Source organism: Bradyrhizobium sp. HKCCYLS3077 (genome assembly GCF_051167555.1).
GTDB lineage: Bacteria > Pseudomonadota > Alphaproteobacteria > Rhizobiales > Xanthobacteraceae > Bradyrhizobium.
The window spans coordinates 1,021,790-1,034,255 of sequence record NZ_JBNPTH010000002.1 but is presented as its reverse complement, the minus strand read 5'-3'; the positions used below and the strand labels follow the sequence as shown (position 1 = coordinate 1,034,255).

General features: G+C 65.8%; 10 protein-coding genes and 1 riboswitch. Of the genes, 4 read left to right on the top strand and 6 right to left on the bottom strand.

The window, feature by feature from the left end:
• Positions 1–8 precede the first annotated feature (8 nt).
• Together ACQR0Z_RS10905 and ACQR0Z_RS10900 are read left to right on the top strand one after the other, a co-directional pair.
• Complete coding sequence (locus ACQR0Z_RS10905) at positions 9–401, top strand: hypothetical protein (RefSeq protein ID WP_434918576.1); 393 nt, start codon at positions 9–11, stop codon at positions 399–401.
• Between the two features lie 123 nt (positions 402–524).
• Positions 525–1,532: a hypothetical protein gene (locus ACQR0Z_RS10900; protein ID WP_434878386.1), complete on the top strand. Its 1,008-nt coding sequence runs from the start codon at positions 525–527 to the stop codon at positions 1,530–1,532.
• 117 nt (positions 1,533–1,649) lie between these two features.
• On the opposite strand, the gene ACQR0Z_RS10895 is transcribed toward ACQR0Z_RS10900, so the two are convergent.
• From ACQR0Z_RS10895 to alaS, 6 genes are all read right to left on the bottom strand, one after another.
• The gene (locus tag ACQR0Z_RS10895) at positions 1,650–2,849 is read right to left on the bottom strand and encodes an adenylate/guanylate cyclase domain-containing protein (protein WP_434860987.1); all 1,200 of its coding nucleotides are present in this window, start codon (positions 2,847–2,849) and stop codon (positions 1,650–1,652) included.
• A gap of 160 nt (positions 2,850–3,009) precedes the next feature.
• Positions 3,010–4,356: a carbohydrate porin gene (locus ACQR0Z_RS10890; RefSeq protein ID WP_434918575.1), complete on the bottom strand. Its 1,347-nt coding sequence runs from the start codon at positions 4,354–4,356 to the stop codon at positions 3,010–3,012.
• 499 nt (positions 4,357–4,855) lie between these two features.
• Positions 4,856–5,152 carry a type II toxin-antitoxin system RelE/ParE family toxin gene (locus tag ACQR0Z_RS10885; protein ID WP_434918574.1) on the bottom strand — a complete coding sequence of 99 codons (297 nt, stop codon included), beginning with the start codon at positions 5,150–5,152 and terminating at the stop codon, positions 4,856–4,858.
• Positions 5,145–5,351, bottom strand: a complete 207-nt coding sequence (locus ACQR0Z_RS10880) for a hypothetical protein (protein ID WP_434918573.1) — start codon at positions 5,349–5,351, stop codon at positions 5,145–5,147. Before ACQR0Z_RS10880 ends, ACQR0Z_RS10885 begins: the two co-directional genes overlap by 8 nt.
• A gap of 1,095 nt (positions 5,352–6,446) precedes the next feature.
• The gene (locus ACQR0Z_RS10875) at positions 6,447–7,676 is read right to left on the bottom strand and encodes a cyclic nucleotide-gated ion channel (protein WP_434918572.1); all 1,230 of its coding nucleotides are present in this window, start codon (positions 7,674–7,676) and stop codon (positions 6,447–6,449) included.
• Positions 7,677–7,678: 2 nt separating this feature from the next.
• Entirely contained in the window at positions 7,679–10,354 is a 2,676-nt protein-coding gene (gene alaS, locus ACQR0Z_RS10870; RefSeq protein ID WP_434918732.1) for an alanine--tRNA ligase, read from the bottom strand.
• A gap of 181 nt (positions 10,355–10,535) precedes the next feature.
• Positions 10,536–10,648: riboswitch (glycine riboswitch) on the top strand.
• 142 nt (positions 10,649–10,790) lie between these two features.
• Between alaS and gcvT the strand changes: the two genes are divergently transcribed.
• Both gcvT and gcvH read left to right on the top strand, forming a co-directional pair.
• Positions 10,791–11,948: a glycine cleavage system aminomethyltransferase GcvT gene (gene gcvT, locus ACQR0Z_RS10865; protein WP_434918571.1), complete on the top strand. Its 1,158-nt coding sequence runs from the start codon at positions 10,791–10,793 to the stop codon at positions 11,946–11,948.
• A 9-nt stretch (positions 11,949–11,957) separates the two neighbouring features.
• Positions 11,958–12,323, top strand: a complete 366-nt coding sequence (gcvH, locus tag ACQR0Z_RS10860; protein WP_006610141.1) for a glycine cleavage system protein GcvH — start codon at positions 11,958–11,960, stop codon at positions 12,321–12,323.
• Positions 12,324–12,466 lie beyond the last annotated feature (143 nt).

Sequence of the window (12,466 nt, the reverse complement as noted above, 5' to 3'; positions counted from 1 at the left end):
CGCGATCGATGCTGGATTATGCGACCGAATTGCTTGCCGCATGCCTCATCGGCTACGCCATCGCCGCACTGATGCCATCGTGGCGCGCATTGCTGATCGCGATCCTTGTTGCGCTGCTGGTGACGAGGGTTCACAGTCTTCGCGACTTATTGTTTTCGCGGATATTCGATGGTTGTTCCGCCCTGTGCGCCGGGTTCCTTCTCGGCGGCCCATTGCTGGTTGTGACGAAGATCGGCTTCGTCACGGGTGTCTTGATTCGAGTCCTGACCCTGCTCGCCCAGGCACGCGGGATCTCACTACGGTCAACGACCGCAATCCGCGTCGCAGGAGGACTCGTCGCGCCAACCCTGCTTGTCATCGCGCCGGAGGTGCTGGAATGGCCGCCCTGGTCGATGCTCTGACTGGCCTTGCGCCCGACTCATCGCTCGTTTAGGGGGTCGGCACCGCAGTTAAGTCACCAGCGCCGAGACGCGCGAGCTGGTCGCGCCGTATCTCGATCCGGCGTGAACATGGCAGGAGCAATCGTGAACTGGTTCGAAAGGCTCACGGGATTTACGGAAGTCGACTATGCCTCCACGCGGGCCCGACTGAAGGTCGAGAATGGACGCCTCACATCTCTCGTCAACGGCCGGAGCTACGCGACCGGACGGCTCGAGCTTCCGACCCTGTCGGAGCTTCGGCGACAAGCCCAGCAATCGCCGTGCAGGTCGGGGAAGCTTCGCGTCGGCCTGGTCAGCGGTGACGTCCGCACCCTGCATCTGCTTCCGGAGTTCGCAGGCGCCCTGTTCCAGGTCGCGTCGCAGTTCAACCTGCTGGAGATGGTCGGACCGCACGCCACACCCGAAGACGGCGTGACGATCTATCAGTCCGATCCGACACAAGGGCCGGCCTGCGCGGTCGCCGCCGGCGCAGCGACCATCTACCGGAACTACTTCGCTCCCGTCGGGAAGCAATCAGGCCAGACCCGCGACCGGCAGCTCGACGCGCTCGCAGATCTCGGTGCGGCGCTGAGAAGCCGCCTGCCCCGCGACACCGGCGAGCTCTGGGCGATGACCAACGGCTACGCGCTGTGCACCCGCAGCGGGCTCGATACCATCACCGCGCTGCTCGCGGCGAGCAGCCCTGAGGAGATCGACGCGCTGCGTGGACACCTTCGGATCGGCATTCACAGCGATGTCGAACTGACGGACGCAATAGAGCCGATGTCGACGGTGTCGCAAGCGTTCTGCTCCGCGCTTCCCGTGGCCTATTGCTCAGCCGCGCCTCGCTATTGGGAATCCTTCGCGCGCCTTGTCCTGGAGGCGAGCTACGAGGCGACGATCTGGGCCGCGGTGCTCAACGCGGCCCGCGGGTGGAACATCGTGCTGCTCACCAGCGTGGGCGGCGGAGCGTTCGGAAACGACGACGCCTGGATCGAAGATGCGCTGCGCCGGGCGCTGCTGCTGGCCTCCGGTTTCGACCTCGACGTCAAGCTGGTGAGCTATGACCGTCCGACCGAGGCGTTCCTGCGGCTCCATCGCGAGTTTGGCTAGCTCAGGCGCCAAGCACGAGCACGGAGCCCGGATGAGCGCAGCGACATCCGGGGTCATCGCAGACGGTCGTGGTGAACCCGGATGTCGCTGCGCTCATCCGGGATACACGACACGTCTCTACCCCTCGAACGAAAACAGCTCGATCGGGTCGCTGAAGCCGCGCACCGGGAATTCGCCGACGCGCTCCAGCGCGAACGGGCCTTCGACCAGCTCGGCAAACGCGCGCGACATCAGGACGGGACGTCCGACCTGCTTGGTCAGCGCCTCCATGCGCGAGGCCATGTTCACCGCCGGCCCGATCACTGTGAAGTCCAGCCGCGTGCGCGAGCCGATATTGCCGTACATGACGTCGCCGACATGGATGCCGATGCCGAAGCGAAGCGGCGCGCGGCCGCTCTCGGCGTTGCGCGCGTTCAGATCAGCCATCGCCTGCTTGGCGCCGGTGACGGCGTGCAGCAGGTTCTCGCAGGCGCCGGGTTGGCTCAGCGGAAAGATCGCCAGCAGGCCGTCGCCGATGAACTTCAAGATCTCGCCGCCGTGGTCGGTGATCGGCTCGACCATCGCGTCGAAATAGCCGTTGAGCAGATCGATCACGTCGTCGCGCGGCCAGTTGTCGGAGATCTTGGTGAAGTCGCGCAGATCGCAGATCATGATCGCCGCACTCACAGTCTCGCCGCTGCCGCGCCGCGTCGCGCCGGCCAGCACCATCTCGCCGGCATGCGTTCCCACATAGGTTTCGAGCAAGGTGCGCGCCAGCCTGTTTTTGATACGGATCTCGCTGACCAGCGCCAGCACCGGCAGGAGCCGCTTCAGCGCAGCGATCTCGGCATCATTGAAGCCGCCGCGCTGGTCAGTCGAAAAGGTGACGCAGTGGCGCTTGCCGAGCGTGTGCAGGATCGGCCAGGCGACGTAGTCGGTCAGGCCCAGCGCCCGCATGTCGTCATAGACGCCATGCTGCCGGCCGAGCGCAGCATCGCGCGCCAGATCCTCGCGGATCTCGTCGGCACCTTGGTAGACCTCGCTCACCGGGCTGCCGATGAACTCGGAGCGCGACCCGACGTCGTAGTCGACGCGGTCGATCTCGGAGCTCTCCATCCCGTCGCTCCACACGATGCGCGCGCCGAGCCATTGCGGGTGATTGATGCGCACGTGCAACGACGCCCGCTTGACGGGCACGCCCGCACGCTGCAGGCGGATGCACATCTGCGCGAAGATATTGTCGATGAAGCGTTCGTCGTGGGTGCCGCTGGTGAGCCAGTCCACGACCTCGTCGCCCAGGCGCTGGCCAGGGGCAAGAGGAACGTCGGTTGCGGTCATGGCGGTCTCCTGGGCAGGCGCGGCAGTGCCCGGGAGATGTCGTGTCGCAGCGCAAAAGAGTCAACCGATACCAACGCATCGCGCCCCCACCCGGATGGGCAGGAGCAAACCGGCCGGAAGGGGCGGATGCTGGACATCCGCCCCTTCCGTGACACGCCACTCAGAAGTGCACCACCGTGCGCAGGCCGAGGACCACCGCATTCCCGGTCTTCACGCCGGCAGCGTTGAAGCCGCGGCCGCCCGGATTGATCACGTACTGGGCGTCGAACTTCAGGTTCATCCAGCCGGTGGCCTGCCAGCCGTACCAGGCCTCCAGCGGAATCTCGTTGCCGCCGGCATTCGGCGTCAGCGCCGCCGAATTGACGTGGGTGGTTCCGACCGCGAAGCCGACCTCGTCCTCGGGACGGAACGAGAAGGTTCCGGTGTGCTTGATGCCCCAGGAGATCTGGTAGTCCTGATAGGCGGTGCGGTGATCGGCGACGCTGGTGTTGAGGAAGGTGTACCAGCCCTGCGCCTTCGGACCCTCGACGGTCAGGCGCTGCAGGATCGACTCGTAGATGCCGTAGCGGCCGCGCGAATCGCTGAGGTTCTGAGCGCCCACGCCAGGACCGCCAAGGTAGACGCCGGTGACACCGGGCAGACCGCCGTCGATGGTCGACGCGTTGTCATACCAGCCGCCGAACCGCCAGGTGCCGTTGAGCGGACCGCTCGGCTCATACACCACCTCGACCGGCACCAGGACGCCCGAGGCCGGATTGGAGCGCGGAATACCCGGCGCGAGATAGACGCCGGCATCCGACGTCGTCAGGTAGTTCGGATTGGCGTCGTAGATGCCGACCGACAGCTTCCACTCCTTGGTGAAGTTGTAGTGCACCACGCCGGCCCACTGGCTCACCGGCCAGTTGTAGATGTAGCCGCCCTGGATGTTGCCGGGCTGGCCGCCGCAGAACGTCAGGTTGATGAACTCGCATTGACCGAAGAAGAAGTCCGAGCCGACCGGCAGCCGGCCGCCCTTCAGCACGAGGCGGTCATCGAGCAGTTTCTGCTGATAGTAGAACTCGGTCAGGCGCAGGATATTGCCGCGGCCGAACACTTCGTTGGTGAGCTGCAGCGCCGGAATGCCGGCCTCGCTGTTGAGATTCTTGCCGAAGCGGTCGACCAGCGTGATGCCGATCAGGCCACCCTGGATGCCGGCGAGCTTGGCCATGTCGAACTTGGCCTCGAACCACAATTGCCCGGCATTGGCCGAGGTGTTGCGCGAGCCGCCCGACAGGTTGGTGACGGCCTCGTCGCCGAGCGTCAGCGCAAGCGAGATGCCCTGTTCCTTCAGTTTCGTCCGGCCGAGATCGCCGAACAGATAGGGTCGCGTCCAGAAATCATCGACACCGGCATAAGGAATCGGCTGCGCCTTCACCGGCAGATCGGCGGCAACGGCTCCGCCTCCCAGCAAACAAGACAAAGCAATCCCTACGCCGCACACGCGTGCGGTCGTCACAAACCCACTCATTTTCCTGCTCCTCGCAGCGTCCCCAGGCTCCGGCTGTTGTCTGACGCGTCCGGCCCGGAGCCTCGTCCCGGCACGCGCTTCCCCTCGGCTCACCCCCGGCCGCCGCTCATTTCTTGAGCGAATTCGTCAACCTGAGATTGGACGAAGACCCTAGCAAGCGCAGAGATGCCTTTGAATAGTCATATTATATTTGGGAGTCGGTATAAATGTAACTGTGACATCAGCGTCACATACCGCATTGCGGAATTCTTAGGCACAAGGAGGCGAGGGAGCGTGGTCTCGTAGGGCGGGTTAGCCGCAGGCGTAACCCGCCGCCTCGACGGCGGATTACGCTCCGCTAATCCGCCCTACGGACCGCGCTCATCCGCCTCACGCGCTACGCGTTAATCTCTGGCAGCAGATTAGCCGTAAATAGTGGCGCCATATCTCGAACGTGTGGCCACTGCGGCGTCAACGCGGACGGCCCATCACGAGCAGGAGCCCGCTGCTCCCAACCGCATTACTCGAACAGACTGGATCTGATCTGGCGCGCGTGATGCAGCACGCCTCGAATCTCGACCACGTCGTTAGACACGGTGTAGTAGATGAAGTGCGCTTGGAAACGAAACCGCCGCAAACCACGCCGGAAATCCTCGGCCGACTGGCCGATGGCGGGAAAATCCGCGAGCAATTCGAAGGTTCGGATCAGTCCGGACGCATCCGCTTCCGCCTGATAGGCCGCGAACTCCGCCTCTGTGTAGTCGTAAATCTGCGCGAGTTGATCTCGCGTGCGTATCGTGAGGCGGTAGCTACCCACGGCGCACAGCAGCGCGCTGCCGGGCAGCGGCGATGATGTCCTCGGCCGTCTCGTCGGTAAACGTCTCGCAATCGGGATGAGCGAAGAACTCCGCGAAGCGCTCGATTTGCTCTTCGCGTGTCAGGGCATTCCACTCTGCCAACTCCGCCGGGCGCGGCGGCATCTCCGAAGGAAATGCGCGGATCTTTGTTTCGGACATCGGTCGTTCCAGCGAGAGGGAACACGGTAGCATTTGTGACGAGAGATTAGCATCCATCGGCGGACTTTGCGAGGTCGGCCCTGCCGCAGTCGCGCCAGTCGCAGCGCGGAGCAAGGCGCCCTACTCTGGCTGTCCTGATTTGCCCGACGAGCACCGTTGCGCCCTCCGACGGGTCTGAATCACTGCTGCGCCGTGTCGAAATCGGCTGCGCGAAACATCCGATTTCATCATCGATCTCAATGAGATCGTCCGTTTCAAGAGGCCCCCGCCAAAATAAATCACTTCCGAAAATCAGCAAATCACGCGTATTCTGTCCGCGTTCCGGTCCGGATGAGGGGCGTACGCGTCGTCACGACACGTTGGATCGGCAATGCGGTGGACGTGAGGGCATCAGCGCGCCGGATGGTGCGGACGAATGATGCGCTCGCGGACGTGAAGTCGCGTGGTCCTGACACCCCGATGCTGGTGTCCCTCGCGCAATGCGCGAAAGCGTGTTGTCGCGACACGGTGGCCAACAAGCCCGGTGCACCGAGGAGATCGCGTATAAGCGTTAAAACCGCCGCGCAGGGAATGTCGGGTCGATCCGGCTGCACCTGTGGTACCTGCCGCCTGCATTTTTGTTCGCAGGCGGGCCATGGGTGAGGCCATCACCCGGCATTCCCTGCGCCCTCATCGCTATTCGAGGGCCGACGCCTTCCGCATTCCCCGGGCGCTACACGCCGCGGGACCGCGAGCGCATGCCTAGCTGTTTGACTCGTTGAATGAACTCATGAGTTCGCGTATGACGCAACTCAGCGACGCTTGCGAGCTCCATTGGACGTGAGGCGATCTCGCTCTCACCCTCCCTCCCCTGGAGGGCAGGCCATCGCATATGGATATTCTAGGCCGTCGCAGCAAACGAACCCGTAAGTTAGTTACTCCGTCATGCCCGGGCTTGTCCCGGGCATCCACGTCTTTCTCAGCACGCCGGACTACGTGGATGGCCGGGACAAGCCCGGCCATGACGACGTGGTGAGAGACGAGCACAAAACTGCGATCGCCATATGCGATAGCCCTGCCCCTCTAGGGGAGGGTGGCAGCGGAACGCGCCCGCCCCTACCCGCCCGGCTGGTCGTCGTGCTCGGCCTGCGACAGCTCGGCGATGGCGAGATCGCCGGAATCGGCGAGACGCGCCTTGGCGATGGTGGTGACGTGCGCGGCGAGCGCCGGCATGCGGGCAATCAGCGCGTGGAAATCCTGCGCGTCCAGCACCAGCAGCCGGGTCTTGCGCGTCGCCGTCACGGTGCCGGAGCGCTTGGTCCGATGCAGCAGCGCGATCTCGCCGAAGAAGGTGCCGTCGGTCAGCTTGACGCATTGCGTCGGCAGCTCGATCTCGACCTCGCCGGCGGTGATGAAATACATCGAGGAGGCGACATCGCCACGCCGCACCAGCACCTCGCCGGATTCGATCGTGCGCGCGCGCAGCAGGCGCATGATGTCGGCGATCTCCGAGGCGTTGAGATGCGAGAACAGCGGCACCTTGGCGAGCATGCCCCAGGTGACGACGAAGTCGCGCCGCTTGATCTCTTCCGCAAACGCCGTGGAAATGATCGCGACCGGCAGCGCGATCATCGCAAAGCCCCAGATGATCGCGACCACGGTGATGATGCGGCCGAGCGGCGTCACCGGCACGACGTCGCCATAGCCGACGGTGCCGAGCGTGACGATCGCCCACCACATCGCATGCGGGATGGTGCCGAACTTGTCCGGCTGCACATCGCGCTCGACGGCGTAGAGCAGCGAGGCGAACAGAAGCACCGCGCCGGCCAGGATCACGAGGCAGCCGACCAACGTGCGCCGCTCGGCCTGGACCGCCGACAGCAGCGAGCGCAGCGCCGGCGAATAGCGCACCAGCTTGAGGAACGGCAGCACGATGCTCACCGCTTCAAGGCCGCGGTCGCCGAGCACGAGCGCGATCCCTGCCGGCACGAAGGACAGGAGATCGATGATCCCGAGCGCGGAGAAGGCGTAAGCGAGGCGATCCTGGCGTGGTGACTGGCGCCGCGGCATGTGGCCGGCGACGCTCCAGAGCCGCGCGGCATATTCGGCCGCGAACACGGTCAGCGCGACGATCTTGATCGATCGCAGCAGCCAGCCGAAGCTGGCCGCAATATCCGGATCGGACCCCAGCACCACGGCCAGCACGTCGAGGGTGATGACGAGCACGATCAGCTGGACGAAGCGCGAGCCGTGCGTGCTCGGCAGATGGTCGTGCTCGAGCAGCTCGTAGAGCCGGTCCCGGAGATCGGGGTTGCGAACGCTCTCGCCCGGCCCGAGCGGCGGCACGATCAGCCGGCCTTGCTGATCGCGCTCTCGATCGCGGCCAGCGCAGCCTCCGCCTTGGATCCATCGGGACCGCCGGCCTGGGCCATGTCGGGACGGCCGCCGCCGCCCTTGCCGCCCAGCGCCTCGGACGCCGCGCGCACCAGCTCGACCGCGTTGAAGCGCGCCGTGAGATCGGCGGTCACGCCGACGACGACGCCGGCCTTGCCGTCCTCGCTGCGGCCGACGATGGCGACCACACCGGAACCGAGCTGCTTCTTGGCCTCGTCGACGAGCGACTTGAGGTCCTTTACCTCGACGCCATCGACCGCGCGGGCCATCAGCTTGATGCCTGAGACCTCGCGGATGCCGGAGGCGGCTCCGCCCGCCGCCGCACCGCCGCCCATCGCGAGCTTCTTGCGCGCATCCGACAGCTCGCGCTCGAGCTTCTTGCGCTCCTCCATCAGCGCCGTGATGCGCGCCGGCACCTCGTCGACGGTGGTGCGCAGCTCGGCCGCGGCGGCCTTGGCGAGCGAGAGATTGTGGTTGGCATGGGCGCGGGCGCCGCGCGCGGTCAGCGCCTCGATGCGGCGGACGCCGGAGGCCACCGCGCTCTCGGAGGTCACCGCGATCAGGCCGATGTCGCCGGTGCGCTTCACATGCGTGCCGCCGCACAGCTCGACCGACCAGCCCATCGCGTTCGAACCCAGCTCGCGCGCGGCATTGCCCATCGAGACGACGCGGACCTCATCGCCATATTTCTCGCCGAACAGCGCGCGGGCGCCGGCCTCGCGGGCGTCGTCGAGCCCCATCAGCCGGGTCGTGACCTCGGCATTCTCCAGCACGACGTCGTTGGCGATGTCCTCGACGCGCGCGAGCTCGTCGGCCGTGATCGGCTTCGGATGGACGAAGTCGAAGCGCAGGCGGTCGGGCGAGACCAGCGAACCGCGCTGGGCGATGTGGTCGCCGAGCACCTGGCGCAGCGCCTCGTGCAGGATGTGGGTCGCCGAATGGTTGGCGCGGATCGCCGAGCGGCGCGAATGATCGACGTCGAGCTGCAGCGCGGTGCCGAGCTTGAGCGTGCCCTGCTCCACGGTGCCGATATGCGCGAACAGATCGCCGGCCTTCTTCTGGGTGTCGGTGATGCGGACGCGGACGCCCTCGCCGGTCAGCACGCCGGTGTCGCCGACCTGGCCGCCAGACTCGCCGTAGAACGGCGTCTGGTTCAGCACGATCGCGCCGCTCTCGCCGGCATTCAGGCTGTCGACCTCGGCGCCGTCCTTGACCAGCGCGGTGACCGCGCCCTCGGCCGTCTCGGTCTCATAGCCGAGGAACTCGGTGGCGCCGAGCTTCTCGCGCAGCGGGAACCAGACGGTCTCGGTGGCCGCCTCTCCGGAGCCGGCCCAGGCCGCGCGCGCCTTCGCTTTTTGTCGCTCCATCGCGTCGGTGAAGGAGGCCTGGTCGACGCTGATGCCGCGCGACTTCAGCGCATCCTGGGTGAGGTCGAGCGGGAAGCCGTAGGTGTCGTACAGCGTGAAGGCGACGTCGCCGTCGAACATGTCGCCCTTGCTGAGCGAGGCCGACTTCTCGTCGAGGATGGCCAAGCCGCGCTCCAGGGTCTTGCGGAAGCGGGTCTCCTCCAGGCGCAGGGTCTCCTTGATCAGCCCCTCGGCGCGGATCAGCTCCGGATAGGCCTGGCCCATCTCACGCGTCAGCGCGCCGACCAGCTTGTGCATCAGCGGCTCGCGCGCGCCGAGCAGTTGGGCGTGGCGCATCGCGCGGCGCATGATCCGGCGCAGCACGTAGCCGCGGCCTTCGTTGGACGGCAGCACGCCGTCCGAGATCAGGAACGACGAGGCACGGAGGTGGTCGGCGATGACGCGCAAGGATGCCTTCTGCGGGCCCTGCGGGTCGGCATTGGTGAGATCGGCGATGGCCCGGATCAGCGCGACGAACAGGTCGATGTCGTAATTGTCGTGCTTGCCCTGCAGCACCGCCGCGACGCGCTCCAGCCCCGCGCCGGTGTCGATCGAGGGCTTCGGCAGGGGATTGCGGACCCCGCCCTCGAGCTGCTCGTACTGCATGAACACGAGGTTCCATATCTCGATGAAGCGATCGCCATCCGCCTCCGGCGAGCCGGGCGGGCCGCCCCAGATCTTGTCGCCATGGTCGTAGAAGATCTCCGAGCACGGGCCGCACGGGCCGGTATCGCCCATCTGCCAGAAATTGTCCGAGCCGGCGATTCGGATGATGCGCGACTCAGGGAGCCCCGCGATCTTCTTCCACAGCCCGAACGCCTCGTCGTCGTCGATATAGACGGTCGCGGTCAGCTTGTCCTTCGGGAGGCCGAACTCCTTGGTGACGAGCTTCCAGGCGAGCTCGATCGCGTTCTCCTTGAAGTAATCGCCGAAGGAGAAGTTGCCGAGCATCTCGAAGAAGGTGTGGTGCCGGGCGGTGTAGCCGACATTGTCCAGGTCGTTGTGCTTGCCGCCGGCGCGCACGCATTTCTGCGACGTGGTGGCGCGGTTGTAGGGCCGCTTCTCGACGCCGGTGAAGACGTTCTTGAACTGCACCATGCCGGCGTTCGTGAACATCAAAGTCGGGTCGTTGCGCGGCACGAGCGGCGAGGACGGCACGATCTCGTGGCCGTTCGCAGCGAAGAAATTGAGGAAAGTCGACCTGATCTCGTTGACGCCGCTCATAGCAATCCAATCGAAGAAGTCCGGGAATTCGGCGGCATTGCTTTTAGACAAGCGTCCCTCACGTGTCCAGAAACTGTGCAGAAAGATCATGGGGTTGCTGCGCGGCTCCTAAAGCTGGTTGAAAGCCATGGTGACGCGTTGACAGCTCGGTTGAGCTGGTGTTTTGTCCGAACCACTGACGACAGTCGCGTCGGGAGAGACTGGTCTTCTGAGGTTCTGGTTGAACTTCAAGGGATCGGCGCCGAAGGAGCAACCGCCCCGGAAACTCTCAGGCAAAAGGACCCTCGCGACTTCAACTGCATCTGGAAAGAGACGCTGGCCGGGCCTGATCCCGGGGGGCGTCCGCCGACGGGATAATACTCTCAGGCACAGCGACAGATGGGGCTTCGATGGCGTTTTTCGGGACTGGTCCCGAGGAACCGCGCGAGGACCCCTGATGGCTGAACCGGCTGCTGCAACTTCTTCTTCCTCTCTCAAGCGAACCCCGCTCTATGCGCTGCATGTGAGCCTCGGCGGCAAGATGGTGCCGTTCGCGGGCTATGAGATGCCCGTGCAATACGCGCCCGGCGTGCTCAAGGAGCACCTCCATACCCGCAGCCACGCCGGGCTGTTCGACGTGTCGCACATGGGCCAGGTCGCGCTGGTGCCAAAATCCGGCAAGGTGGCCGACGCCGCGGCCGCGCTCGAGCGGCTGGTGCCGCAGGATATCGTCGGCATCCCCGCGGGCCGCCAGCGTTATGCCCAGTTCACCAATGCCGAGGGCGGCATCCTCGACGATCTGATGGTGGCGAATTTCGGCGAGCACCTGGTGCTGGTCGTCAACGCCGCCTGCAAGGAGGCCGACATCCAGCTGCTGCGCGACGGCCTGTCTGACGTCTGCGACGTGCAGCCGCTGACCGACCGCGCGCTGCTGGCGCTGCAGGGGCCGAAGGCGGCAGGCGTGCTGGCGAAATTCTGTGCAGACGCGGACGCCATGCGGTTCATGGATTCGGGGCCGCGCATGGTCGACGGGCTCGCCTGCTTCGTCTCGCGCTCGGGCTATACCGGCGAGGACGGCTACGAGATTTCGGTGCCGGCCGACAAGGCCGAGCAGCTCGCCGAGGCGCTGTTGTCCGACAAGGACGTGCTGCCGATCGGCCTCGGCGCCCGCGACAGCTTGCGGCTCGAGGCCGGACTCTGCCTTTATGGCCATGACATCGATACGTCGACGACGCCGGTCGAGGCAGCGCTGGAGTGGTCGGTACAGAAGGTCCGGCGATCAGGCGGCGCGCGCGCCGGTGGCTTCCCGGGCGCCGACAAGATCCTGGCGCAGTTCGACAGCGGCGCGGCGCGTCGCCGGGTCGGCCTGCGGCCCGAGGGCCGCGCGCCGGTGCGCGAGGGCGCGACGCTGTTCGCGACCGCCGACTCGACTGAACCGGTCGGCAAGGTCACCTCGGGCGGCTTCGGGCCGACGCTGAATGCGCCGGTCGCGATGGGCTATGTGCCGACCGCCCTCGCCGCGCTGGACACCCAACTATTTGCCGATGTGCGCGGCCAGCGGCTGCCGCTGCGCGTCGCCGCCACGCCTTTTGTCCCCAACACCTACAAGCGCTGAAGGACGTCCATGACCACGCTCTACACCTCCGACCACGAATGGCTCAGCATCGACGGCGATGTCGCCACCATCGGCATCACCGACTATGCGCAGGCCCAGCTCGGCGACGTCGTGTTCGTCGAGCTGCCGCAGGTCGGCCGCGCGCTGAAGAAGACCGAAGCCGCCGCCGTGGTCGAATCGGTCAAGGCCGCCTCCGACGTCTACGCGCCGATCACCGGCGAGGTGGTCGAGGTCAACCAGGCGATCGTCGACGAGCCGGCGCTGGTCAACACCGATGCTGACGGCAAGGCCTGGTTCTTCAAGCTCAAGATCGCCGACAAGGCCGAACTCGGCGGCCTGATGGATGAGGCCGCCTACAAGGCGCACACGGCGTGAGAGCCGCGGTGCGGCGACACCCACCGCTGTCATCGCCCGGCTCGACCGGGCGATCCAGTACGCCGCGCCCCCTCCGCCTGATCTCGACAGCAGCGATTACTGGATGCTCCGCCTTCGCGGGGCATGACGAGGCATAGAGGATT